The sequence below is a fragment of the Halomonas sp. QHL1 genome (genome assembly GCF_001882345.1).
Taxonomy (GTDB): Bacteria; Pseudomonadota; Gammaproteobacteria; order Pseudomonadales; family Halomonadaceae; genus Vreelandella.
In genome coordinates this window covers 3,623,745-3,647,773 of the sequence record NZ_MINL01000001.1, presented here as the reverse complement: position 1 = coordinate 3,647,773, position 24,029 = coordinate 3,623,745, and the positions used below count along the sequence as shown (strand labels likewise).

General features: G+C 54.9%; 21 protein-coding genes. 10 read left to right on the top strand and 11 right to left on the bottom strand.

Going from position 1 to position 24,029, the window contains the following annotated elements:
* Positions 1-19 precede the first annotated feature (19 nt).
* Entirely contained in the window at positions 20-610 is a 591-nt protein-coding gene (locus tag QHL1GM_RS16710; protein ID WP_071695477.1) for a hypothetical protein, read from the bottom strand.
* A gap of 505 nt (positions 611-1,115) precedes the next feature.
* Here QHL1GM_RS16710 and QHL1GM_RS16705 point away from each other — a divergent pair.
* The 3 genes from QHL1GM_RS16705 to QHL1GM_RS16695 all read left to right on the top strand — a co-directional run bounded on the left by QHL1GM_RS16705 (position 1,116) and on the right by QHL1GM_RS16695 (position 3,700).
* Positions 1,116-1,970 (top strand): SDR family oxidoreductase, encoded by an 855-nt coding sequence (locus QHL1GM_RS16705; protein ID WP_071695476.1) that lies wholly within the window; start codon positions 1,116-1,118, stop codon positions 1,968-1,970.
* Positions 1,971-2,199: 229 nt separating this feature from the next.
* Positions 2,200-2,454 carry a helix-turn-helix transcriptional regulator gene (locus QHL1GM_RS16700; protein ID WP_008959029.1) on the top strand — a complete coding sequence of 85 codons (255 nt, stop codon included), beginning with the start codon at positions 2,200-2,202 and terminating at the stop codon, positions 2,452-2,454.
* A complete protein-coding gene (locus tag QHL1GM_RS16695) occupies positions 2,441-3,700 on the top strand; it encodes a type II toxin-antitoxin system HipA family toxin (RefSeq protein ID WP_071695475.1) in 1,260 nt (419 codons plus the stop codon). Before QHL1GM_RS16700 ends, QHL1GM_RS16695 begins: the two co-directional genes overlap by 14 nt.
* Before the next feature lie 43 nt (positions 3,701-3,743).
* On the opposite strand, the gene QHL1GM_RS16690 is transcribed toward QHL1GM_RS16695, so the two are convergent.
* Complete coding sequence (locus QHL1GM_RS16690; protein ID WP_071696030.1) at positions 3,744-4,631, bottom strand: MurR/RpiR family transcriptional regulator; 888 nt, start codon at positions 4,629-4,631, stop codon at positions 3,744-3,746.
* A gap of 139 nt (positions 4,632-4,770) precedes the next feature.
* Between QHL1GM_RS16690 and QHL1GM_RS16685 the strand changes: the two genes are divergently transcribed.
* Positions 4,771-6,096, top strand: a complete 1,326-nt coding sequence (locus tag QHL1GM_RS16685) for an aspartate aminotransferase family protein (protein WP_071695474.1) — start codon at positions 4,771-4,773, stop codon at positions 6,094-6,096.
* A 36-nt stretch (positions 6,097-6,132) separates the two neighbouring features.
* Positions 6,133-6,699 (top strand): carboxymuconolactone decarboxylase family protein, encoded by a 567-nt coding sequence (locus QHL1GM_RS16680; protein WP_071695473.1) that lies wholly within the window; start codon positions 6,133-6,135, stop codon positions 6,697-6,699.
* Positions 6,700-6,704: 5 nt separating this feature from the next.
* Here QHL1GM_RS16680 and argA read toward each other — a convergent pair whose 3' ends face one another.
* The 3 genes from argA to QHL1GM_RS16665 all read right to left on the bottom strand — a co-directional run bounded on the left by argA (position 6,705) and on the right by QHL1GM_RS16665 (position 10,188).
* Positions 6,705-8,018: an amino-acid N-acetyltransferase gene (gene argA / locus QHL1GM_RS16675; RefSeq protein ID WP_071696029.1), complete on the bottom strand. Its 1,314-nt coding sequence runs from the start codon at positions 8,016-8,018 to the stop codon at positions 6,705-6,707.
* 210 nt (positions 8,019-8,228) lie between these two features.
* Positions 8,229-9,497, bottom strand: a complete 1,269-nt coding sequence (locus QHL1GM_RS16670; RefSeq protein WP_071695472.1) for an inorganic phosphate transporter — start codon at positions 9,495-9,497, stop codon at positions 8,229-8,231.
* Between the two features lie 10 nt (positions 9,498-9,507).
* Positions 9,508-10,188 carry a TIGR00153 family protein gene (locus tag QHL1GM_RS16665; protein ID WP_071695471.1) on the bottom strand — a complete coding sequence of 227 codons (681 nt, stop codon included), beginning with the start codon at positions 10,186-10,188 and terminating at the stop codon, positions 9,508-9,510.
* 137 nt (positions 10,189-10,325) lie between these two features.
* Here QHL1GM_RS16665 and QHL1GM_RS16660 point away from each other — a divergent pair, with 137 nt between their 5' ends.
* Both QHL1GM_RS16660 and QHL1GM_RS16655 read left to right on the top strand, forming a co-directional pair.
* A complete protein-coding gene (locus QHL1GM_RS16660; protein WP_071695470.1) occupies positions 10,326-11,225 on the top strand; it encodes a CYTH domain-containing protein in 900 nt (299 codons plus the stop codon).
* Between the two features lie 51 nt (positions 11,226-11,276).
* Positions 11,277-12,164 carry an ion transporter gene (locus QHL1GM_RS16655; protein WP_071695469.1) on the top strand — a complete coding sequence of 296 codons (888 nt, stop codon included), beginning with the start codon at positions 11,277-11,279 and terminating at the stop codon, positions 12,162-12,164.
* 54 nt (positions 12,165-12,218) lie between these two features.
* Here the strand turns inward: QHL1GM_RS16655 and QHL1GM_RS16650 are convergent, their stop codons facing one another.
* The gene (locus tag QHL1GM_RS16650) at positions 12,219-12,842 is read right to left on the bottom strand and encodes an L-threonylcarbamoyladenylate synthase (RefSeq protein ID WP_071695468.1); all 624 of its coding nucleotides are present in this window, start codon (positions 12,840-12,842) and stop codon (positions 12,219-12,221) included.
* Positions 12,843-12,922: 80 nt separating this feature from the next.
* Entirely contained in the window at positions 12,923-13,843 is a 921-nt protein-coding gene (locus QHL1GM_RS16645; RefSeq protein WP_071695467.1) for a PHP domain-containing protein, read from the bottom strand.
* A gap of 144 nt (positions 13,844-13,987) precedes the next feature.
* Between QHL1GM_RS16645 and QHL1GM_RS16640 the strand changes: the two genes are divergently transcribed.
* The gene (locus tag QHL1GM_RS16640; protein ID WP_071695466.1) at positions 13,988-14,287 is read left to right on the top strand and encodes a YciI family protein; all 300 of its coding nucleotides are present in this window, start codon (positions 13,988-13,990) and stop codon (positions 14,285-14,287) included.
* A gap of 158 nt (positions 14,288-14,445) precedes the next feature.
* On the top strand, positions 14,446-16,455 hold the full coding sequence (gene mnmC, locus QHL1GM_RS16635; protein WP_071695465.1) for a bifunctional tRNA (5-methylaminomethyl-2-thiouridine)(34)-methyltransferase MnmD/FAD-dependent 5-carboxymethylaminomethyl-2-thiouridine(34) oxidoreductase MnmC: 2,010 nt from the start codon (positions 14,446-14,448) through the stop codon (positions 16,453-16,455).
* A 634-nt stretch (positions 16,456-17,089) separates the two neighbouring features.
* On the opposite strand, the gene QHL1GM_RS16630 is transcribed toward mnmC, so the two are convergent.
* The 4 genes from QHL1GM_RS16630 to QHL1GM_RS16615 form a co-directional block, all read right to left on the bottom strand.
* Positions 17,090-17,365: a YheU family protein gene (locus tag QHL1GM_RS16630; RefSeq protein ID WP_071695464.1), complete on the bottom strand. Its 276-nt coding sequence runs from the start codon at positions 17,363-17,365 to the stop codon at positions 17,090-17,092.
* Entirely contained in the window at positions 17,365-19,386 is a 2,022-nt protein-coding gene (gene ligA, locus QHL1GM_RS16625) for an NAD-dependent DNA ligase LigA (RefSeq protein ID WP_071695463.1), read from the bottom strand. The genes QHL1GM_RS16630 and ligA overlap by 1 nt, the downstream gene beginning before the upstream one ends.
* A gap of 164 nt (positions 19,387-19,550) precedes the next feature.
* Complete coding sequence (gene zipA / locus QHL1GM_RS16620) at positions 19,551-21,416, bottom strand: cell division protein ZipA (RefSeq protein ID WP_071695462.1); 1,866 nt, start codon at positions 21,414-21,416, stop codon at positions 19,551-19,553.
* A 444-nt stretch (positions 21,417-21,860) separates the two neighbouring features.
* On the bottom strand, positions 21,861-22,751 hold the full coding sequence (locus tag QHL1GM_RS16615; protein WP_071695461.1) for a LysR family transcriptional regulator: 891 nt from the start codon (positions 22,749-22,751) through the stop codon (positions 21,861-21,863).
* Between the two features lie 98 nt (positions 22,752-22,849).
* Between QHL1GM_RS16615 and QHL1GM_RS16610 the strand changes: the two genes are divergently transcribed.
* Complete coding sequence (locus QHL1GM_RS16610; RefSeq protein ID WP_071695460.1) at positions 22,850-24,019, top strand: mandelate racemase/muconate lactonizing enzyme family protein; 1,170 nt, start codon at positions 22,850-22,852, stop codon at positions 24,017-24,019.
* Positions 24,020-24,029: the final 10 nt, after the last annotated feature.

The window sequence follows — 24,029 nt, the reverse complement described above, 5'->3', positions numbered from 1 at the left end:
TTGCCTCCCTGCTCTCAAGTTAGAGCGGTTCACTACCTGGTGTTGAACGTCTATCCATGCTTCCCGCTGCGGAACTGGTTAAAGGACTGGTGTGGTTACCAGCGCCTGGGGGTTGCTGGTTTGAGCTGTGCGGTGCAGAGCTGTGTTGTGCAGGACTGTTTTGTGCAGAGCTATGTTGTGCAGGACTGTGCTGTGCAGAGCTACGCAGAAAACGAGAGACCAGGAAGCCAGCGGCAATCACGCCACCAACAAACAGGGCAGGTTCGCGGCGACTAAAACTTTGCGCTTCATCGCAAACGCTGCGTAAATCTTTATCACGCAAGTTATGCGAAAACCGCTCGGTAGTATCAGCAAACTTTCTCGCTTGTTTTGAGAAAAAGGGCTGCTGCTGGTTATCAAACTCGTCGGCCATTTTTTGCAGAACGCCGGTTAGTTTATGCGACTGTTCCGCAGCATTATCGCGCTGTTGGTTAAAATAGCCTTCAGCTTGATGTTGGGCCGCTTCTCCTACCTCATGGGCAGTGTCGCGTCCTTGCTTCTTGAGCGACTCCGTTGAGGGATTCTTCTGGCTGGGAGCACCTGAGTTAGGCTGCTTTCCTTGATCGATCATCTGTCACTTCCTCCTTGTCGTCTCACTTGTCAGCATCCGTGGTGAAACAAAATCAACGTCAGCGGAAATCTATTAGGGACAATTAGTTAGTACAATTATAAACTTAAAGAAAACAAGCACTAATACTTAGCTAATTGCGCTATTTTATTTAATAGATATGCCACACATAAAACATAGCGGGCATTACTTTATTGTCAATTTATGGCTATTTATTTTTCAGCAGTTATTTATTTTATTAACATATGTTAAAAAATAAATTTTTAAATTAATTAAATAGCCTTGGTTATGGAAATAAAACGAAACACCTGAAAAGTTATCGGAAAAAATATCTCTCGGCATGGGGTTTGCTTATTCATACGCCTTTGGTCTACGTTGAAGGGTGACGCTGGCCCGAGGAGTGGGGTCACGTCGGATGCCCTCAATCAGCATCCCCGGTTTTAATGCCACAGCGTGTGGCGATATTTACGTGCTAACGATTTCTGTGCAAACAAAGGAGTGACCGCACATGAGTGATCAAAAGCAACCTCCCCAGCATCAAGATAAGCAGCCAGGCGATGAACACGCGATGCGCCCGGAGCCTGAGTACATTCGCGAAAGCTACCGTGGTACTGACAAGTTGCTGGATAAAGTCGCAATTATTACCGGCGGCGACAGCGGCATTGGCCGTTCCGTGGCAGTTCATTACGCCCGCGAGGGCGCGGACTGCACGATTGCCTATTTAGAAGAAGATAAAGATGCCGAAGAGACCAAACGATTAGTAGAAGCAGAAGGCCGCCGCTGCTTAGTGTTAAAAGGCGATGTGGCTGAACCAGAGTTTTGCCGCGATATTGTTAAGCACACCCTGGATCACTTAGGCAAAATCAATATTGTGATTAATAACGCCGCTGAACAGTATGATTGGGACGACATTACCGAGATCCCCGATGATCAACTGCTACGCACCTTCCAAACCAATATCTTCAGCCACTTCTATCTCACCAAATCAGCCCTGCCGCACCTCAGTGCAGGTGACACCATTATTGCCACCTCATCGATCAATGCCTTTAAGGGCAACGACACACTGATCGATTACACCGCCACCAAGGGCGCCATTCAGGGCTTGGTGCGTTCGCTGGCAATGTCGCTGATGGATCGCGGTATACGTGTTAACGCCGTAGCACCGGGGCCGGTGTGGACGCCGCTGATTCCGGCCAGTTTTGATGATGAGAAGGTGGCATCATTTGGCGGCCAGGTGCCTATGAAGCGCGCCGGGCAGCCAAGCGAGATGGGGCCTGCTTATGTTTACCTGGCCTGCGAGGAGTCGTCCTACATGAGCGGCCAAACGCTGCACTTGAATGGCGGCGTTATCTTAAATACTTAAACGCTTCTTATATAAGATATAGCGCGCATTCCCGGGGTGGCTTTGAGCCACCCTTTTGTTAGAACACAGTGCATAAAAGCACTGCACCACTAAAATATTCCCGCTCGGGAATATCCCCTTCCAGAAAGCGTCTCTAATCACTGTAAATTACCGATCGGGAATAATCATAGCGCTTTGATCACTAATATGGTCTATCATTACCGTACGGTAATTTTATCGGACAGTCGCTATGACCTCCCAAATAGAGAGTGCAAAACGTATTCGCAGCAGTGAAGAGCTGGGCAAACTAGTTCAACAAACCCGGCGTGATCAATCACTGCTGCAAAGTGATATTGCCGGGCTTGCGGGTACAGGCAACCGCTTTATCGTCGATCTTGAGCGCGGCAAGCCAACCCTGCAGCTACAAAAAGTACTCGATGTTTTGGATCTAATGGGATTGGAAGTGATTATACAGCGCAAAGGGAATCACCATGGTCGCCCTTAGCGAAGCGCTTGATCTGTTCTGGGGGGAACGGCATGTCGGGCGTTTGCATAACACTCAGCCGTTGCGGTTTGACTATACCCAGGAATGGCTAGCCAATAACCAAGAGAATAGTCTTTCGCCCCAGCTACCGCTGACTCAACAACGGCATTGCGGCGATAGTGTGCTGGCATACTTCGAAAACCTACTGCCTGAGGGCGAACTACGTCGCTATATTGAGCTACGCCACCACACAACCACTGTTTTTGGTCTTTTAAGGTCGATTGGCGGTGATACGGCGAGTGGCTACACCCTACTCCCGCAAGGTGAAACGCCTCAACCAGCCAGCTATCGCAAGACGGACTGGGAAGCTATAAACGACTTTCTGCATAATGAAACCCAGGGTGAATTAACTGGGCAGCTTGCTCCCCAAGCGCGAATTTCATTAGCGGGCGCTCAAAATAAACTGCTGCTAATGGTACTCGCTGATGGCAGCCCGGCGCTGCCTGAAGGGGCCGCTCCTTCAAGCCATATTTTGAAACCGGATATCCGTGGTTTGAAAGGCGTTTGGAGTTCTGCGCTTAATGAAACGCTCTGTATGCAACTAGCCGCCGCATTAGCGCTAGGGGTAGCTGAAACTACCTTCCAGCCTCAAACACGCGCCTGTTTAGTTAAGCGCTATGACCGTTTTTATGATGAGCACGGCAACTTACAGCGTTATCACCAGCTAGATATTTGCCAGTTAGCAGGGACACCTTCCACCCTCAAATACGAAAGCGACGGAGGGCCTGGTCTCATTGAGTGTCGGCAGTTACTTCAGGCGGCGGGGGTTCCCGCAAAAGACCTGTTGCGTTTTTCGCAGTGGTTTTTTTTCAACCTGTTTATTGGTAACAATGACAGCCACGCCAAAAACCTCTCTATATTGCAAACGCCGCAGGGCATTCAACTAGCCCCGTTTTACGATCTCATGTGCACGACGCTCTATAGCGGTCTCTCGAACCGCTTTGCATTTCGAGTGTCAGGCATTGATCAACCCGGCAGTATCGAACGCTCACACCTTGCTTCTCTCGCCCAGGCGTTGGGATTTAAACCTGCTTACTTCATGAGTTTAGGCGCACGTCTCGCCGATGAGATACTCAGCGTTTTACCCGCTGTGATAGAGGCCCTACAGAAGGTCGCAACGCCAGGTACAGAGCATCTATTGTTAGAGCGCCTGTCTCGGCGCATTAAACAAAACTGCCAAAAAATGACAAAACGCTGGTCGGCTTAAGTAATGATCTACTCAGATCAATATGACTGACTGGCCTCGCTTCTCAATCCCGCCGAGGGATAGCCGTCGAATAGGTATTGAGATGTGAGAGGTGTTCATCCGCTTGCTGTAAGGCTTCTAACGTCTTGGACCGGTCGAATTCCGCCAATAAGCTGCACAACACTTCGGAGACGGCTAATGCCGGGGTTAGCGTATGGAAAAAGCTATCGCTTTCCGTGGGGCAAAAAAAAGTCTGCTCTGACAGCGCTACCAGTGGCGACACTTCACTATCAGTAATAGAAACAATGCCTACCCCCTTATCTTTTGCCAGCTGGGCAAGTTCCAGCGTTCCTGTTGCATAAGGCTTGATGGAGATAACGAGCATGACATCCTCAGGGGTAGCGCGAATTAACGCGTCTCCGCCGGTTCCTCCAGGCCCATCCAGGTGAACCGAACGCTCGCCCAGTAGGGTCATCACATAATGGAAGTGCCAGGCAACGGCATGGCTGGAACGTAACCCCAGCACGTACACCTTTCTCGCTGACCTTAGCCTGGTGGCGGTGGCTTCCAGTCGCCGCAGCGAATCGGGCTCACAGAGCTTCGCAAGCTGGGCACTCAGCCCTTGAAGCATGTGCGAGGCGGTATCGCTTACTCCCCTTTCACTACCTTCATCTACCCGCTGGCGAACCTTGGCGGCAAAGCCATCGCTCCCCTGACGTAACGCCGCCGCATGCTGCGCCCGAAGTTCGTCGTAGCCTGGCAATCCCAAGAACTTGGCAAGCCGTGTCATGGTGGCGGGTTGCACACCCGCTAGGCGCGCCACCTCGCGCATGGACACCAGCGCCACTTCCTCCGGATGCTCAAGCACGTAGCGAGCGGCCTGTTGCAGCTGCGCAGACATGGCATCGTACTGGGCAATAATCTGCTCTCTTAGCGAATCGCTTGGCTGCATAGTGGTTGGCTCGGTGAAGAAATGATCTATATGTTTCACACTATATTTAAATGATTTATTTGTTGCAAACATCTTTATGAGTGTGCCAATCTCATTGTCATATGAATGGCTCACCGTTTAATAATGAGGATAAGAGGCTATGACGCGTATTCTTCACCGCGGTATCGGCGCGCAGTTACCTCATGCGGCGTCGGCACAGGGCGTCTATATCACGGATACCACCGGGCGTCGCTATCTGGATGGGTCGGGTGGCGCTGCGGTCACCAGCGTAGGGCACGCCCACCCGGAAGTGCTGGCCGCCATGCGCTCGCAGATCGATAGCCTCTGTTACGCCCACACCTCATTTTTCACTACCGATGCCGCCGAAGCGCTTGCCGAAAAGCTCGTGGATTTAGCCCCTGCGGGGCTGGATTACGTCTACTTGGTGTCGGGTGGTTCAGAAGCCGTTGAAGCGGCGCTGAAAATGGCCCGGCAGTACTTTGTCGAGATTAATCAGCCCCAGCGGCGACATATCATCGCCAGACGCCAGAGCTACCACGGCAATACCATTGGCGCGTTGGCAACCGGTGGCAATGCCATGCGGCGCCAGCAGTTTCAGCCCATCCTGCCCGAAACCCACCACGTATCGCCCTGCTATGCGTATCGCGACAAGGCCACCGATGAGACGCCTGAGGCCTATGCTGCACGGCTTGCCGAGGAGCTTGAGGCAAAGATTCTGGAACTTGGCCCTGAAGAAGTCATGGCCTTCGTTGCCGAGCCCGTCGTCGGCGCCACCTTAGGGGCAGTTGCCTCTGAGGCGGATTACTTCAAACGCGTTCGGGCTATTTGCGATAAGTACGGCGTACTGCTGATTCTGGACGAAGTGATGTGCGGCATGGGAAGAACCGGCACCGTCTTCGCCTGCGAACAAGATGGGGTAACGCCGGATATCGTTACGATCGCCAAGGGTTTGGGTGGCGGCTATCAGCCTATTGGCGCGGTGATGCTGTCGGCCAACATCTACGCCAGTTTTGCCAATGGGTCTGGGCTGTTTCAGCATGGACATACCTATTTGGGCCACCCTGTGGCCGCCGCGGCCGCTAACAAAGTGGTTGAGATCATTGCACGGCCGGAGACACTGGCGAACGTTAATGCCATGGGGAAAAGACTGCAAAGCGGCCTTGAAGCGGCGCTCGGCGCATCGCCCCATGTGGGCGATATTCGTGGCAGGGGGTTGTTTCGCGGTATCGAGATTGTCGCGGACAGGGAAAGCAAAACACCTTTCGATCCGACTAGAAAGATTTACGCCAAGATCAAGCGGCAGGCCATGGCGCGTGGCCTGATCAGCTACCCGATGGGCGGCACTATTGATGGTATTAACGGTGACCATATCTTGCTGGCACCGCCCTATATCATTGAGCCTGGCGAAGTCGATTTGATCATTGAGCGTATTGCCGAAGCCGTAGACGCTGCCATCGCAGAGTGATGACACACTCAACAATGATTTGAAAGGAGACCACCTATGCCCTCTTCTCCCTGCCCGCCTATTTCCGACGCCGATTGGCCTGAGGAGATCACTGATTTACGCGAGAGCTTTGCTGGCGCACTCAACGTTTATCGCACCATGGCCCATCACCCGGCCTTGCTTAGAGCGTGGGCGCCCTTGCGCCAACACGTTGTTAAGGAGAATGCGTTAGGCCCGGAGCTGACCGAAGTGGTGATTTTACGCGCGGGTCTTCGTATGGGCTCAGCCTACGAGTGGGCCCATCATGTTAGTCGTGCACTCGCGCTGGGATTCTCCGAACACCGGATCACTGCTATTCGCGGTACTCCCGAAGGCATTGACGGTCTTATCGTCAACGCCGTGGATGCGTTATTCGACGAGCGCATGCTGGGCAAGGAGCAGGAAGCAGAACTTGCCGATGCGATCGGGCGTAAGGCAGTGATCGACCTGATCGCCATGGTGGGTTTTTATTCGGTGCTGGGCTATCTGCTCAAAACCTATGACACACCGATTGACGACGCTATTCAACAAGAAGCGCAAAAAAAGCCGTCGCTGTTTTCGCTAGTGCCTAGCTCAACCAGCTAAGCGAATTACCCCAATTGCTTGACCAATACCTTCGATTTACGGGCGTGGTTGTAGGTTTCGCGTTTCAGCGGAGGTAGGTCTTCCAAGCTGGCGGTGTGAAAGCCGTGCTCGACAAACCAGTGTGCGGTGTGGGTCGTCAACACGAACATTTCATTTAAACCGCGCTGGCGGGCACGGCGTTCCATGGCTTCTACCAAGCGCTCACCGCGCTCGCCGCCACGGTAGCTGTCGTGAACTGCCACACAGGCGAGTTCGGCAATGCGAGTATCGGTGAATACGTGCAGCGCGGCGCAGCCTATCACCATGCCGTCGCGCTCGATCACCATATAGTCATCTATTTCGTGTTCCAGGCGCTCCCGGGAGCGCGCGACCAGCATACCCCGGCGCTCTAACGGTTCCAGCAGCTCCAGCAGGCCCGCTACATCGTTGAGCGTGGCTGGGCGCAGCTGTTCGTAGCGGTGCTGGGTAATCATGGTGCCAACGCCGTCCCGGGTGAACAGCTCACCCAGCAGGGCATCATGGTTGCGCCAGGAGAGCAGGTGCGTGCGTGCTACACCTTCCCGTGCCGCGGTGCAGGCGGCCTGCAAGTGGCGGGCTAACTCACTGCCTGGCACTGCGGCGCTTAAACGCGGCTCAGCTTCTGCTGGCGAGAGCTGGCGCAGCAGCGCACCGTGCTCATCTTCCAACCCTTCCGACTCACCCAGCAGAATCAGCTTGTCGGCTTTCAGCGCCACGGCAGCGTGCTGGGCGACTTCAGAGGCATCCAGATCGAACACTTCGCCGGTACTGGAGAAGCCCAGCGGTGGCAGCAACACTAGCGAGCCTTTCTCCAACAGGCCTTCAATGGCGCTGGCGCGTACCCGGCGCACTTCACCGCTATGGTCGAAATCAACTCCTTCGCGCACGCCCAGCGGCTTGGCGGTGACGAGATTGCCAGAGATCACGCTTAGCTCTACACCATGCAACGGCGTGCTGGGCAGGCCAAGGGAGAGCCGCGCTTCCAGCCACAGCCGCTGGTGGGCGGCCACCTGCTCTACATGGGCCATCACGGCGCGGTCGGCCACCCAACGGCCATCGACTCGTTTAGGTTCAACGCCAGCAGAAGTCAGCGCTTCATGCACCTGGGGGCGAATGCCAAAGACCACCACCAGGCGAACACCCAACGTATGCAGCAGGGCTAAATCCTGAATCAACTGTTCCCCGCGGCCAGACGCCATGGCTTCGCCTTCAATTAAGATGACAAAGGTTCGCCCCCGGTGAGCATTAATGTAGGGGGAGGCATTACGAAACCAATCAACAAAGGGGAAGCGCGTATCCAAGGGCCGCTCTCCGGCAGCAGGTGAAAGAAACATCAGACGTTTATCGTATCCAATCCGGTTACTTTACCAGAGCACCAAAAACAGCGGCACCTTCTAATGCAAATCTGCTCAATCTAATGCAGATAAACATGAAGATGCCGCTGTTATTTTATCGCTTGGGTCGTTCTTAATGCGTTCGAGCGTTGGCGTACTGCTTGGTTGCTAGCTTATTTATGAGCCGAACATGCCTTTGAACATAAAGAAGAACAGGATCGCAAGGCCTGCGCCTGCTGGCAAGGTGATTAGCCACGACATCGCGATAGTGCCGATAACCCGCAGGTTGAGTGCAGCCATCCCGCGCGCGAGACCAACGCCTAAAATAGCCCCCACCAGCGTATGGGTCGTGGAAATAGGCAGGCCGGTTCCCGAAGCCAGCACTACCGTAGTGGCCGCCGCTAGCGTAGCTGCAAAGCCGCGACTGGGCGTAAGCTCGGTAATGCCCGTACCTACCGTGGCGATTACTTTATGGCCGTAGGTAACAAGGCCTACCACAATGCCGCCGCCGCCGAGTACCAGCACCCACCAGGGTACCAGCGCAGAGCCGCCAATTTCACCGCCGGTTTGTACCACGCTAATCACTGCCGCCAGAGGGCCAACCGCATTCGCTACATCGTTAGAGCCGTGGGCAAACGCCATGGCACAGGCGGTAAAGATCATCAGCACGCCAAACACCCGCTCAACATTGGCATAGCCAAAGTGATCGTTCACGTTGTGCTCGAACTTGATACGACGCTGCATAATCAAGCCGATTCCCATAATCACCAGCCCCAGCAAAATCGATAGCAGCAGGCTTTGATTAAAGGTCAACTCAAGACCCACATGGGTCAACCCTTTGGTCAGCGTCACCATCGAAACGATAAAGCCCACCAGAAACACATAGCCCGGTACGTAGCGTTTAGCGGCAGAAAATGGGTTAGCATCTTCAAAAATCAAATGATGCACCGATTTAAACAGCACAAAACCGATCGTACCCGCCAATAAGGGAGAAACTACCCAGCTAGCGGCAATCGTGCCCACCGCACCCCAGTCGACCATTGCGGGGCCTAGTCCAGCGACCGCGAAGCCGACAATCGCGCCGACAATCGAGTGAGTAGTGGAAACTGGCCAGCCTTTCATAGACGCTACCAGCAGCCATGTACCAGCAGCCAGCAGCGCTGCCAACATGCCATATACCAGCAGTTGCGGGTCGTCCTGCAACAACTCAGGGTCGATAATCCCTTTACGGATCGTGTTGGTAACTTCGCCACCGGCAAGCCAAGCGCCGAGAAATTCAAAAACAACGGCGATTATGATCGCTTGTTTGATGGTGATCGCTTTTGACCCCACCGAGGTCCCCATAGCATTGGCTACATCATTAGCACCAACGCCCCAGGCCATAAAAAAGCCGAATAAGCAGGCCAGAATAATGAAGATTTCACCGTGCTGGGCAATAATCTGCATGAAGTTCCCCTTAGCGGGCTGTCAGGATCTGTAAGCGGCTACCCACACGCTCGGCGCGGTCAGATAGCTCACCAACCCAGTCAATGATCTTGTAGAGAAAGATCACATCCACCGGGGGCAGTTGGCTCTCAAGCGCGAATAGCTGGCGACGGATCGTCACCTGCTGATCGTCAGCTTGGTGCTCGAGGGTGTGCAGTTCACGGATCATCTTCTGCATGACATCGGAGACGTTTTTTCCAAAGCCGGATTCGAGCAGATCCTTGAGCTCTTCCAGTGCCTGACGCGCCTGGGCAACACAAGCAACGCTGGTGAGGATGTAATCACGCATTGGCTCCGCCAACTCGTCCGGCACGCGCATTTTACGCCCCAGCATAATGCCGGTAATGTCGCGCACCTTATTGGCGATTTTGTCCTGCACACTGATCAGGTCGAGCAGATCAGAACGCGATACCGGTAGGAACATGGTGTTGGGCAGGTTCAGCCGCAGCTCTGTTTTCAGCGTATCGGCGTCATGCTCTAAACGGGTGACGTTTTCGCGCAGTTCAGCCGCTTTGTCCCAGTCATTGGCAAGGGTTGCTTCAAAGAACGGCAGCAGCTGATCGGCGCACTCATTCGCCTTGACGATATGGGCCAATAGCGGCTGGAATGGCGAGCGGCCAAACATCGAAGAAAAAGGGTTGGAGGTAACCATAATGCCTTTTAGCCTATTTTCGGGGAGCCGGGAAATGGCGGCGCCAGTATAAAGAGTGCGCCCGCCGCCGTCATGAAAAGTTCACAAATGTAATCAAATATTCATCTAAATGTCATGATAACGAGGTGGCTAGCGTCATGAAAAGTCTAATCCCCATGGAAGTGGAACTTAAACTGGCCCTTGCTCCTTCAGGGCCTGCGGCGCTTACTCAACACCCGCATCTCGCTTCACACCCCCCGCGTAAGCAAACGCTGACCAACACCTATTTTGATACCCCCCAGGGTGATCTGGCCAAGGCACGCATTGCGCTGCGCCTACGCCAGGTAGACGGCCAAGTGCTGCAAACGGTGAAAACCGCAGGTCAGGGCGGTGGCGGGCTCTCGCAACGAGAAGAGTGGGAATGGCAGGTTTCCGGTCCGGAGTTGGACCTCGCCTCCATCGCCAAGCTCCCCCCTTTTCAAGGTGAGCTAAGCGGTGTACTAGACGCCCTCGCCCCGCAGCTTAGCACCGATTTCACGCGGCGTAGCTGGCAGCTAAAGGAGGGCGTACAAGGCCAGGAGAGTCATATCGAGCTGGTTTTGGATGAGGGCGAAATTATTAGCGGTGGCTACCGCACGCCAATTCGTGAAGCCGAGCTGGAATTAAAAGGCGGCGAGCCGGAAGCACTGTGGGCGCTAGCATTAACTCTTGCCGAGCTGGTACCGCTGCGGCCCTCGGACAGTAGCAAGGCGTCCCGGGGCAACGCGCTTAGCACCCAACACTGGCCGCTAACCGAAGCGCACTCCCCGGCGGAGTGGCTGCACCGTGCCACACTGGCGCTGGATGCCTACCACGACAGCCAACAAGCCAGCTTTCTAAGCGATGCCCAGCAGGCGTTGGCCACCCTCGCCGGTCACCCCGAACTGGATACCACCGCTCGCCGCTATGCCCAGGTGCTTCCCGGCGCAATCGATAAGAACGGCCAGCCCAATACGGCCTATGGTCAAGCTGCGTTGGCACTCGCGCATCGCTTGGCGTACCAAACCGCGCTACGCTAGCGTCTTAACGCTATTCCAGGACAGTATTGAGGCCCACTTCAGGATGATGCAATGAATTTAAACTTAACCCCTGGCGCGGAAGGCCTACGCGCGCAACTGTTTCATATCATTTTCGAATCCGACACACCGGGCGCTAAAGCCTTTGATATTGCCTTGATCGTGGCTATTTTGATCAGCGTCGCGGTCATCCTGTTGGGTAGTATCGAGATTTACGCCGAACGCTACGGCCCCATTTTCTTCTACATCGAGTGGGCATTAACGATACTGTTCAGCTTAGAGTTGCTAGTGCGCATTTACTGCCTGGAGAAGCCGACTCTCTATTTAAGAAGCTTTTACGGGATCGTCGACTTGATTGCCGTGTTGCCCACTTGGCTAGTGCTACTGGTCCCTGGCGCTCATGGGCTGGTGATTGTTCGCTTGCTGCGAGTGCTGCGTATTTTCCGTATTTTGCGCCTGATGGAGTTTGTCGGCGAAGCCAGTCTGCTACTCGACGCGTTAAAACGCAGCCTGCGTCAAATACTGCTATTTTTCTCTGCCATTTTCATGGTGGTCACGCTGTTCGCGGCGTTGATGTATACCATTGAGTCACCGGAAGCGGGCTTTACCAGTATTCCCATGTCGATGTACTGGGCCATCGTTAGTATGACCACCGTAGGCTACGGCGACATCGTCCCCGCTACTGCGTTGGGTAAAGCGATCACCATGATCCTGATGCTGCTGGGTTACTCCATTATCGCTGTGCCTACCGGGGTATTCTCTGCACAGGTAATTCGCTCGATACGCGAGGACCGCTACTCAGAGGAAGCCTGCCCTGGCTGCGGACACGATCGCCATGAGAAGCGTGCCAATTACTGCCTGCGCTGCGGCACCTGGTTAGATGAAAACAGCGAGGATCCGCGCAAGAAAGAAGAAGACCCAAACGCGCCCCAGGAAGGCTAAGCCAGGGGCGCGCAGCGTTAATTTAGCGCGCTGTATTTGCCTTGAAGAGTGCTGTTAGGCTACGAAAGGTGAAATATCGCCGCGCCCTTCGCGGATGATTTTGGGCGGTAGTTCGCGCAGGTCGATGACGCTGGTGGGGTCTAAATGGCAGGCACCGCCGTCGATAATCGCATCCAGGTGGGCGCCAAAACGCTCGCGAATCTCTTCCGGGTCGTTCATGGGCAGGTCATCGCCTACCGGGATTAGCGTCACGCTCATCAACGGTTCGCCTAGTGCAGCCAGTAACGCGTGGGTAATGCGGTGATCCGGCACCCGCACGCCAATGGAGCGACGTTTGGGGTGCAGCAGCAGGCGCGGCACCTCGGAGGTGGCATCCAGAATATAGGTGTAAGGCCCTGGGGTGTGAGCTTTCAGCAGCCGAAATACGTCGTTATCCACCTTGGCGTAGGTGCCAATTTCCGAGAGATCGGAGCACACCAAGGTGAAGTTGTGTTTATCGTCCAGTGAACGCAGCCATTTGATCTTCTCGATGGCTTTCTTCTCGCCCAAGTGGCAGCCAAGGGCGTAGCCCGAATCAGTGGGGTACGCGACCACACCACCTTTCCGAATGATCGCAATCGCCTGATCGATGAGGCGCTTTTGGGGGTTTTCCGGGTGAATCTGAAAATATTGGCTCATACGTGACTCCTATCCATAGACTCTTCTCATACAGCACTCGTATAACTCACATAACAAACACAGTGTAAGCGCTTAGCGAGCTACTCTGCAGCTAGCTTTCCTGCAGGTGCATCGCGCAGGTGTACCAATCGCGGGTGCTGCCATATGGGCGGCGCTGCCGTTCGCGGCACTAAACTCATGCTACCGGGGGCCGCATGGCTGCCGGGGAAGTGAAAATCGCTGCCCATGGAGGCGTACAACTCACGCTCCACTAGCTGACGCGCCAGGTCGCGGGTGCTATCCGGATTCTGCTGGCCGCTGACCAGTTCAACCGCTTGGCCGCCCGCGGCCTGGAAGGTATCCATCAACAGGCCTCGCTTGCGCCGGGTTAAGCCGTGGCGCAGCGGATGGGCAATCACGGCCACCCCGCCGGAATCGACAATCCAGCCCACCGCTTCGCTGATTTCCGGCCAGTGGGCTTTAACATCGCCCTTTTTGCCGCTGCCTAAATAGCGCTTAAAGGCGCTGGCCCAGTCAGGCACCACGCCTTCCGCCACTAACGCGCGGGCAAAATCCGGGCGGCCTAGCGGGCGGTCGCTGCCTGCGTGCAGGCGGGCTTTTTCCAGCGCGTTGGATAAACCGACTTTTTCCAGCCTTTCGGCGATCACTTCAGCACGCTGAATCCGCGCTTCACGCTGCTCAATCAGGCCTTCCACCATTGGCCCTTGTAAGCCGCCGGGCATTAGCGCCACCACATGGATATTGACGCCCTGCCAGCGTGTGGATAACTCACAGCCGGGGATAAAACACAGCCCGGCTTGCTCCGCCGCGCGGCCCGCTTCTTCAATGCCGTCCATGGTATCGTGATCAGTGAGCGACATGTGCGTCAGCCCGCGTTCGGCACACAGTGTTACCAGCTCGGTGGGCGTTAACGCACCATCGGAAGCGGTTGAGTGCATGTGCAAATCAACTGGGTAGCGCTGATCGGCATCAAAGGTATAAGGAAGTCGAGGCATAAGCATGACGCCGTGTGGCCAGTTTGTCAGAATGCGCTTTTCAGCTGTGAATGAACCCTTCGCAATGGGTAAGATATGGTGCGCGCTTATGCCAGTGCGGTCAATTAACGGTCACTTTGCATCCTCGTCTTATCAAGGAGTTATACCCAAATGCTGTATGCCATTATGAGTGAAGACGTACCCAATAGCTTAGAGCGTCGCTTAGCGGCTCGGCCCGACCATTTGGCGCGCCTGGAAGCGCTGCGCGATGAAGGCCGCATGGTACTGGCGGGCCCGCACCCTGCCATCGACGCTGAAAATCCTGGCGATGCAGGTTTTTCCGGCAGCTTGGTAGTGGCGGAATTCGAGAGTTTGGAAGACGCCAAGGCGTGGGCGGACGCCGACCCCTACATGATTGCCGGGGTCTATGCCAAGGTAATTGTTAAGCCGTTCAAGAAAGTTATGCCTTGACGCCAATAGGCGAGTGTGGAGGGTCCGTCGGCTTTTTCACAGAGCCTGTGGAAAACTCTGTGCAAACCCGGCGGACGCTTTGCGCTAAGCCAGAGATAACGCCCGCGCCGACAAATTGATCATTTTTTAACCACCTGTTCATCAATACGGATACCTGCGTGACCCAACGTTCAAACGCTTTGCCACCGCTTGCGGCACTAACGACGCCAACCCTTACCTGGAACGATGGAGCCCCCCACGCAACAGCGTTTGATGACATCTATTTCACCCGTGGCGATGGGCGCGCAGAGACCGAGCATGTCTTTCTGGGTGCCAACCACCTACCCGAACGCTTTGCCGCCTGGGAAGCCACGCGGCCCTTTTTGATTGGTGAAACCGGCTTTGGCACCGGACTCAATATGCTCTGCGCCTGGGCCTGTTTTGAACAACATGCCCCTTCTTCTGCGCGACTGCATCTGTTATCCACAGAGAAGTTTCCCCTTGCGCTAGGAGCCCTTGAACAAGCATTAGCGAGCTGGCCCTCGCTGGCCACTTATGCACAGGCGCTGTGTGCCCAGTGGCCCGCTGCCGTTAGCGGCATTCACCGCCTGCACTTAACCGAGCGGGTCACTCTTGATCTGCATTTTGGCGATACCACTGAGCGCCTGGAGCAGTTGGATGGCCAGGTCGATGCCTGGTTTTTAGACGGTTTTGCGCCGTCTAAAAACCCCGATATGTGGCAGCCCGAGCTGTTTAACGCCATGGCCGCCCGTTCACGCCCCGGCGCGACTTTCGCCACATTTACCTGCGCAGGTATCGTTAAGCGCGGCTTGAAAGCCGCGGGTTTTAACTGGAAGAAAGTGCCGGGCTATGGCCGCAAGCGGGAAATGCTCGCGGGCAGTATCGAAACCCCGCCAGCGGATCAGCGTCGTCAGGCCACACCCTGGTTTACCCCACCGCCTGCGGCACCGGCCAAGCACGTTGTGATAGTCGGCGCCGGGTTGGCTGGCAGTAGCGTGGCGGCAGCGCTTTCGCGGCGTGGCATCAAGGTGACAGTCGTTGAGCGAGAAGCGCCCGGCGCGGGCGGTTCGGGTAACCGCCAGGGCGCTCTGTATGTAAAGTTGGCCGCTGAGACCAACCACCAAAGCCGGGTTTATCTCGCTGGGCTGCTGTATAGCCAGCGCTGGCTGGCGCAACAACACGCTAACCAAAGCTTATGGCAGCCCTGCGGCGTTGTGCAGTTGGCGAGCAGCGATAAAGAGGCGCGCCGCCAGCAACGCTTTATCGAGCAGCACCCGCTGCCCGGCGAGGTCGTCACGGCAATGGAGAACCCGGCGTTAACCGAGACGGCGGCAATCACCATTAACGCTTCCCACGGGCTTTATTATCCACAGGCGGGCTGGGTAAGGCCTAAGGCGTTGTGTGAGCACTTGCTCAGCCAACCAGGCGTTAGCATGCAGCAAGGCGAGGTTAGCTCCCTTACCCAGCGAGAGAACGGCTGGCAGCTCAATTTGGCCGATGGCAGCACACTGGAAGCGGATCAAGTGGTGATTGCCAGCGCGCATCTGGCTAACCGCTTTGCGCAAACGGCGGAATTACCGTTGCAGTCGGTGCGTGGCCAGATTAGCGAGCTAACGCTACCCGATGAGGTGGAAGGACCTAAACGCGTTATATGTGCTGGCGGCTATGTGGCACCTGCTTTAGATGCTGTTCTGACCTTCGGCGCTAGCTTTGTACCCAATAACGCGACGACCGATGTCACGGCTGACGACCACCAGCGCAATATCGATGAGCTGCGCCAGACGCTGCCCGCGTTGGTAGCCGAATTAGAACAGGCAGGGATTGAGCTGAGCCCTGAGAACCTTCAGGGCCGTGCCGCCGTGCGTGCTGCAAGCCCCGACAAAACCCCTTACGCAGGGCCGGTGCCGGTAGCAGAAGCGTGGCGGGCGGACTACTCGCTGCTGAGCAAGGATGCCACCCGCGTGGCGGAGATACCTGGCAGGCACTATCCCGGTCTGTGGATATCCACCGCCCACGGCTCGCGAGGATTCGCCAGCGCCCCGCTCTGTGCCGAGGTAATCGCCTCGCGGATCTGCGATGAACCAATGCCGCTGGAAGCGCCGCTGGTCGACCACTTACACCCAGGGCGACGGATTATTAGTGGGATTATTCGGGGCGAGAATGCTTAATAGAAAAAATGGCAACGGTTCTCTCTTGTCACTGCGAAGTACTCCGCCTCATTATATGGGGAGTCATTGCGAACGAAGTGAAGCAATCTGGGGTGGGTGCCACGCGAGACAGAGATTGCTTCGTCGCAGGCTCCTCGCAATGACAGAGGTGTCATTGCGAACGGAGTGAAGCAATCTGGGTTTGGCTGCCACGCTAGACAGAGATTGCTTCATCGCAGGCTCCTCGCAATGAGATATGAGGTGTCATTGTGAACGGAGTGAAGCAATCTGGGTTTGGTTGCCACGCTAGACAGAGATTGCTTCGTCGCAGGCTCCTTGCAATGAGATATGAGGTGTCATTGCGAACGGAGTGAAGCAATCTGGGTTTGGCTGCCACGCTAGATAGAGATTGCTTCGTCGCAGGCTCCTCGCAATGACATATGAGGTGCCATTGCGAACGGAGTGAAGCAATCTGGGTTTGGCTGCCACGCTAGATAGAGATTGCTTCGTCGCAGGCTCCTCGCAATGACATATGAGGTGCCATTGCGAACGGAGTGAAGCAATCTGGGTTTGGCTGCCACGCTAGACAGAGATTGCTTCGTCGCAGGCTCCTCGCAATGACAAAAATAGTCATAAACATAACAACGCGAAGAAACTAAATATCACCCTCTTCTTCGTCGTCAGCGACATCGCGACCAAACGAGCGCCACTGGGCTAGGGTCATCACTTCGGTCATTTCTAGCTCAAGGTCGTGGGCGATGATCAGCTCATTGCGCTCAAGCTGCTTTTTCAGCTCGGCTACCCAGCCATGCATGCCCTCGCCGGTGGTATCGGTGGTGTCGTAGCCCTGGCGGGTCACAAACGCCTCCAGTAGTGCATTGAGGGTCTCCGCTGGCAGCATTCTGGCAGGCACTTCAATAAAACGGCTCATTAACTCTGCTCCCACTCTGCCAAACGTTCAATAAAGGTGGCTTCGTCCACGACTTCCACGCCCATCTGTTCGGCTTTGGTAAGTTTGCTGCCCGCCGCTTCGCCAGCGACCAGGCAGGTAGTCTTCTTCGATACGCTACCCGCGACTTTCGCGCCCAGCGCCTGCAAGCGCGCCTTGCCCTCATCGCGGGTCATGCTCTCCAGCGAACCGGTGAGTACCCAGGTCTGACCTTCTAACGGCGTGGGGCCTTGAGTAACCTCCGCCTCTTGCCAGGTAAGGCCGGCTTCAATGAGTGCGGCAATGGTTTCTTGGTTGTGCGGTTGGCGGAAGAAGGTATGCACATGGGCCGCCACAATCGGGCCGACATCGTTGACGGCTTCCAGCGCCTCCAACTCAGCGGCTTGAATAGCTTCGAGGGTACCAAAGTGATTGGCAAGGTTGGCGGCGGTAGCTTCACCAACTTCGCGAATACCTAAGGCGTAAATAAACCGTGCCAGGGTGGTCGACTTAGCGATTTCCAGCGCATTGACCAAGTTGGTGGCTGACTTCTCGCCCATACGCGGCAGGCTTTTAAGCTGCTCGACGGTCAAATGAAACAGCGCCGCAGGGGATTCCACCCAGTCCAAATCAACTAACTGCACAATCAACTTTTCGCCCAGGCCGTCAATATCCAGCGCTTTGCGGCTGGCGAAGTGCTTCAGCGCTTCTTTGCGCTGCGCCGCGCAGTAAAGACCACCCGAACAGCGCGCCACCGCTTCGCCTTCAAGGCGCTCAATATCCGAACCACACACCGGGCAGTGTTCGGGGAAAACGATCGCCCTTGCATCAACTGGCCGCAGCTCGGTATGCACACTCACCACTTGGGGGATCACATCACCGGCCCGACGAATCGACACCGTGTCGCCGATCATTACGTCTAAACGGGTAATTTCATCGGCGTTGTGCAGCGTCGCGTTGGAAACCGTCACTCCGGCCACGGTGACTGGTTCAAGACGCGCCACGGGGGTAATGGCGCCGGTACGGCCAACCTGGAACTCCACATCGTTAAGGGTGGTGACCTCTTCCTGAGCCGGATACTTAAACGCCACCGCCCAGCGCGGCGCGCGGGCAACAAAGCCAAGTTCACGCTGGTGGCGTAGATCGTTTACCTTGATGACCACGCCGTCGATATCGAAACCTAAGCCGTCGCGCCTCTCGCCCAACTGCTCACAGTAATCAGCAACGGCCTGGGGGCCTTTGACCACTTTCAGCTCTGAACTGGCGCGAAAACCTAACGTGGACAAACGCTGCATTAATTCGCTGTGAGCAGTGTCACCTAGGTCCGGCTCCAAGCGCGCAGCCTGATAGGCGTGAAACTCTAGCGGGCGTTTTGCAGTAATGCGTGGATCCAACTGGCGAAGGCTGCCTGCCGCCGCGTTGCGCGGGTTGGCAAATACCTTGCTCCCCTCTTCACGTGCGCGCTCGTTCAGCGCCTCAAAACCTGCATGGCGCATTATTACCTCGCCCCGCACTTCCAACAGCGCAGGCATGTTTTTGCCCATCAGCTTGAGCGGCACCGAGCGCAGCGTGCGCAGGTTAGAGGTAATGCCTTCACCGGTGCGGCCATCGCCTCGAGTCGCACCGCTCACCAGCATGCCCTGCTCATAGACTAACGAGACGGCCGCGCCATCCAATTTTGGCTCGCAGGTAAACTCAATATCGTCTGCTGTGCATTCAAGGCGCTCGGCCACCCGTTCAGCGAAGGCGTGGATATCTTCACGGCTAAAGGCGTTATCCAGCGACAGCATGGGAATAGCGTGAGCAACCGACGGAAAGCCATCCGCAGGGGCAGCACCAACGCGTTGGGATGGTGAATCGGGGGTAATCAATTCCGGATGCTCGCTCTCCAACTGCTGCAAGCGCTGAAATTTACGATCGTAGTCGGCATCCGTCAGCGTCGGTTCATCCAGCACGTAGTAACGGTAGTTGGCCTCGTCCAGGGCGGCCCGCAGTTGGGTAATCTCTTCCAGAGGTTGACTCATTAGAGTGGGTTCCAGTACTAGCTAAAAGCGGCAGCGAAAATGCAGAGCCTAAAAAATAAAAGTGAACGTGTCTAAAAGTAGAGCGTATTGAACAGAAACACCCGCCTTCTGGCAAGAAGGCGGGTGTTTCAGCAAGTGCCGCTTCGACGGTTAGTGGGCGACGATTAGCGTGCTTGCAGTTGGCGATGCAAACGGTGGCGACGCTCAAACTCACGTACCCGCTGACGGGCAAATTCGATCGTTTGTGCGGTCATCACGCTGCGGTTTTCATCTTTTAGCTCACCGCCCATATGGCGTACCACTACCATAGCGGTTTCTACCATCGCCTCAAAGGCAGCGGCGCTATCGATGGCGCCAGGCAGCGGCATCAGCAGCGTGATACCGGGGGTCATAAACTCACCCATCTCTTCGATGGGGAAAGTACCCGGCTTAACCACATTCAACATCGAAAACTGCAGCTCGCTATCGTCACTTTCGGTTTCAAAGCGGTGGAAAACGCCCATCGCGCTGCTATAGCGCAAACCGCATACCATCATCAGATCAAGCAGCTTAGTGCCATCGAAACCTTCGGGGTCCCTGGAGAGAACGCTAATCACCACGACTTCTTCGGCATTAGTCAGCGTTTCTTTGGCATGTTCACCGCTCACATCGTGGCGCAGGGCTTTTTCTAACGTTGGGTGCACACGGACTCGCTCATCCACCCCACGCTCGTCGACAGCTGCGCTTTCATAAGCGTCAGCCTCGAAACTTTCTTCAAAACCCTCTTCGTGAGCTGCATACTCTGTGCTTTCGTAGCGTCGCGACTCTTCGTCAGCAGCACGCTGCTGAGCAGCAAGCCTTTCTGCGGCTGCCGCATGGGCCGCTGCTTCTTCTTCACGAGCTTGGGCCTGCTCTTGAGCAATGCGTGCACGCTCAGCATCCGCGGCTTCTTTGGCTTCTCGCCGTTGCTCTGCTTCTAGCGCTTTGCGCTCAGCCTTCTGCTTGGCCAAGGCTTTATCACGCACCGCCTTCTCAGCTTTTTTACGCTGCTTCTCTTTACGCCGTGCGATCAAACGACGCTTCAGCGAGCGCCCCATGCCTTCAAAGTCGACTAAGCGATACTCATCAACTTCGTCATCATCCAACTCGTCGTATTCGCCCGCAGTATCAGAACGTAACTGACGCCGTTTCGGCGAGTGTTCATTGGCATGTTTGGCAAATACGGCGTCTTCTGGCTCTGCCCGCAGTACCGGTTCTGGCTCACGTTCTGGCGTATGTTCTTGCTGAGTGCGTGGCTGTGCCGCCATTTCGCCATCTTTTTCACTGGCAGCGGCTTCACTGGCAACTGTTTCATTGGCAGTAAGCGATATGGCATCAGAAGCAGCAGGCTGAGTGGTTTCAACATCAGTTTCAGCTACCGATGCTCGGGGCAACTCAGAAGAATACGCTGGCTGCTCGGTATATGTTTCAGGCTGCTGAGGCGCTGCTGTGACCTGCGAGGTCTCAGTTTGCGGAGAGTCGGCGATTGAGATACTTGGCTCACGGCGCTCATGTTCAGTCGGCGCATTCGCATTGTTGGTAAAATAGCTTGTAGAAGTAGCCGCGGCAGAAGTAACTGGCTGCGCACTCTTGACCTCTAAGTCGGGCTTAACCGCTACGCTTGGCGATGGTTTGGCAATTGATGCCGCTTTATCTTCTTTATTTGCCTTATCTGATTTGCGCTTGGCCGCTTTAGCAGAGACTGAACGCCTAAACTCAGAAAGCACCCTGGAGGGCCCAGGATGCTCTTGACGTTCTAATTTTGGTTTATTGCCTAAGCCGCTATAGTCAGCGGGCTTAACAACTCGAGCACCGCCATTAGGAAGTTCCCAATTGATCTCCGCGGCTTTAGCAGCCTCATCGGGATCATCTAGCGAACTGCCAGAAAGATCTTTCTCCGCCTGATCCAGGCGGGGTACACGACGCTGACGTTGAAGCCTCCGCGCACCGTCAATAACGATGAGCGATACCAACGCCAGTCCTAAAATAATTAGCCACTCTCTTAGTTCCATGTCGAACGTTCCATGGTCGTCTTGCCGGTTGCTAAGGCACGGTGTCTAAAAGTCATGCCTGAATATGGGTAACGGCTATTGAATAATTAACTGCTTTCAATGAGACCAAGCATAGCGCGATTACTATGAAAATGGCCAATTTTTGCTGCATTTAACGCATTTTTCACACCTTGGCAAAAATTTCACCACTCTTTAAACCGAAAAAGTCTGACCCTAACTTGGAACAAAAGTGCCACGATCATGAGATATAACAACTATAAATAGCTTTATAAAGGATTCCTAGAAGCAAGAAAAGCCATATTGACAACCGAGACACGTCATAGCGTCATCCCTCTATAAGCAGTTTAACCATCTCAAGCGCGCTATAAGTAGGGGGTAATATAGTTAAGATGTACGCAATAGGACATTTTTTTATGCCTTCAGCCTATCATTAATCGCTCCTTGTTAAACGTCTGCACTCTGATCCGAGACGCGAGCCCAAAAGCTTTCGGCAGCTGCGCTTAAAGAAACTATTGGCCGCACAAGATGTATTTGCACGTCAATATCCCAACAGGAATCAAGCACACGCACTAAACGGCCATTGCTAATCTCTTGCTCTGCAAGGCTTTTTGGCAACCAAGCTACGCCTTTCCCCTCTAATGCCATCGACATTAACACCGCTGCCAAGTGGCTACTAAACTGAGCGTTAAGCGCTAAAACTTCTCTACTGCCATATAAGCGGTGCGCCACAATACGCCCAAGACCCGACGCTTCTGTATAGGCCAAATAAGGTAACTGATTGGGCGAGTTACTATTCAGTAGAGAGCTGGCCACTAGTACTATAAGGGTATCGCCCCCTACTTTTTGACTAATAAACTGCTCCTGGGTCAGCGGCGAAGGCACCTCAGGGTGACGGTGACAGAGCAAGAACGGCACCTCACCATTTACTAACAGCTTCTCGCAGCCGAGCATGCTGTCTGAGTGGAGCTGAATAGCTTCAATCGGCGCGCCGTTCTCGACGTGGCGAATCCAACGCGGAAAAAAGTTAAACGAGAGCGAATGAGTAGCGGCAAACTGGAGAGTTTTTTCCGCTTTACCTGCCACCTCTCGCGCTTCCGCGCGCAGCCGATAAAGTCGGCCAATCGCTTCAAACGCCCTGGCTTGAATATGACGGCCAGCTTCGGTCAGCTTGGTACCTTGCGGCGTGCGTACAAACAGCGTTACGCCCATCCACTGCTCGAGCGAGCGAATGCGGCGGCTAAACGCCGGCTGGGTGATGTGACGCGCTTCTGCTGCACGCACAAAACTGCCGTGTTCTGCCAGAGCGATAAAGTCTTCGAGCCAAACAAGTTCCATGAGCAATGCCGTTTAAGCATGGGGTGGCAAAGTAATAGCATTGGTGACGCTGGATTACCACGCTTAATGTAGTGGTACCTACTGCTAAGGAGCACGCCATGCGTATCGTTGAAATTCGCGAGAAAACCGTTTCTATTGCGTCCCCCATCGCCAATGCCTATATCGACTTTTCCAAGATGACTTGTTCGGTGGTCGCTGTGGTCACCGATGTTGTTCGTGACGGTAAGCCTGTGATCGGTTACGGGTTTAACTCTAACGGCCGCTATGGTCAGGGAGCGCTGATGCGCGACCGTTTTTTTGACCGTATTAACGAAGCTGATCCCGAAAGCCTTATTGATCAAGAACATAACAACCTTGATCCCTTTGCGATCTGGAAAACCTTAATGACCAACGAAAAACCCGGCGGCCACGGCGAACGCTCCGTGGCGGTAGGCACAATCGACATGGCCGTTTGGGATGCTGTGGCAAAAATCGAAGGCAAGCCACTCTACCGGCTGCTGGCCGATCGATACCGTAACGGGCAGGCGGACGATAAAGTCTGGGTCTATGCGGCGGGTGGCTACTACTATCCCGGTAAAGATCACAGCAAGCTTCAAGATGAAATGCGTAGCTATTTGGACCGCGGCTATAACGTGGTCAAAATGAAAATTGGTGCGGCCCCGTTAGATGAAGACCTGCACCGGATAGAAGCTGTGATTAAAGTCGTTGGTGACGGCAGCCGTTTAGCCGTGGATGCCAATGGTCGCTTTGACCAGGAAACGGCTATCGCCTATGCCGAAGCGCTGAAGCCTTACAATTTATTCTGGTATGAAGAGGCCGGCGACCCGCTCGACTACGCTTTGCAAGCAGAACTTGCCAACCACTATGAGCTACCCATGGCCACGGGCGAAAATCTGTTCTCCCATCAGGATGCAAGAAACTTGCTTCGCCATGGCGGAATGCGCGCCGACCGTGACTATCTGCAGTTTGACTGTGCGCTCTCCTATGGTTTGGTCGAGTATATGCGCACGTTAAAAGTAATGGACGATCTGGGCTGGTCATCGCGCCGTGTAGTTCCCCATGGCGGCCACCAGATGTCGCTGAATATCGCCGCAGGGTTACAGCTAGGCGGCAACGAATCCTACCCAGACGTTTTCCAGCCATTTGGCGGTTTTGCGGACGGTATCCAGGTTGAAAATGGCTATGTGGCGCTGCCGGACATTCCCGGCGTGGGCTTTGAGGCGAAATCGAAGCTTCATGCCGTCATGCGTGAACTTGGTGAAAGTTAAGGGTGAAGGT

Bases quoted from the DNA above. Each gene is read 5' to 3' on its own strand.
- QHL1GM_RS16690 (WP_071696030.1), bottom strand. From the start codon at position 4,631: ATGCAGCCAAGCGATTCGCTAAGAGAGCAGATTATTGCCCAGTACGAT.
- zipA (WP_071695462.1), bottom strand. From the start codon at position 21,416: ATGGAACTAAGAGAGTGGCTAATTATTTTAGGACTGGCGTTGGTATCG.
- QHL1GM_RS16610 (WP_071695460.1), top strand. From the start codon at position 22,850: ATGCGTATCGTTGAAATTCGCGAGAAAACCGTTTCTATTGCGTCCCCC.
- QHL1GM_RS16695 (WP_071695475.1), top strand. From the start codon at position 2,441: ATGGTCGCCCTTAGCGAAGCGCTTGATCTGTTCTGGGGGGAACGGCAT.
- QHL1GM_RS16665 (WP_071695471.1), bottom strand. From the start codon at position 10,188: ATGGTTACCTCCAACCCTTTTTCTTCGATGTTTGGCCGCTCGCCATTC.
- QHL1GM_RS16650 (WP_071695468.1), bottom strand. From the start codon at position 12,842: ATGAGCCAATATTTTCAGATTCACCCGGAAAACCCCCAAAAGCGCCTC.
- QHL1GM_RS16645 (WP_071695467.1), bottom strand. From the start codon at position 13,843: ATGCTTATGCCTCGACTTCCTTATACCTTTGATGCCGATCAGCGCTAC.
- QHL1GM_RS16705 (WP_071695476.1), top strand. From the start codon at position 1,116: ATGAGTGATCAAAAGCAACCTCCCCAGCATCAAGATAAGCAGCCAGGC.
- QHL1GM_RS16685 (WP_071695474.1), top strand. From the start codon at position 4,771: ATGACGCGTATTCTTCACCGCGGTATCGGCGCGCAGTTACCTCATGCG.
- QHL1GM_RS16680 (WP_071695473.1), top strand. From the start codon at position 6,133: ATGCCCTCTTCTCCCTGCCCGCCTATTTCCGACGCCGATTGGCCTGAG.
- QHL1GM_RS16700 (WP_008959029.1), top strand. From the start codon at position 2,200: ATGACCTCCCAAATAGAGAGTGCAAAACGTATTCGCAGCAGTGAAGAG.
- ligA (WP_071695463.1), bottom strand. From the start codon at position 19,386: ATGAGTCAACCTCTGGAAGAGATTACCCAACTGCGGGCCGCCCTGGAC.
- QHL1GM_RS16630 (WP_071695464.1), bottom strand. From the start codon at position 17,365: ATGAGCCGTTTTATTGAAGTGCCTGCCAGAATGCTGCCAGCGGAGACC.
- QHL1GM_RS16660 (WP_071695470.1), top strand. From the start codon at position 10,326: ATGAAAAGTCTAATCCCCATGGAAGTGGAACTTAAACTGGCCCTTGCT.
- QHL1GM_RS16710 (WP_071695477.1), bottom strand. From the start codon at position 610: ATGATCGATCAAGGAAAGCAGCCTAACTCAGGTGCTCCCAGCCAGAAG.
- QHL1GM_RS16640 (WP_071695466.1), top strand. From the start codon at position 13,988: ATGCTGTATGCCATTATGAGTGAAGACGTACCCAATAGCTTAGAGCGT.
- QHL1GM_RS16670 (WP_071695472.1), bottom strand. From the start codon at position 9,497: ATGCAGATTATTGCCCAGCACGGTGAAATCTTCATTATTCTGGCCTGC.
- QHL1GM_RS16655 (WP_071695469.1), top strand. From the start codon at position 11,277: ATGAATTTAAACTTAACCCCTGGCGCGGAAGGCCTACGCGCGCAACTG.
- QHL1GM_RS16615 (WP_071695461.1), bottom strand. From the start codon at position 22,751: ATGGAACTTGTTTGGCTCGAAGACTTTATCGCTCTGGCAGAACACGGC.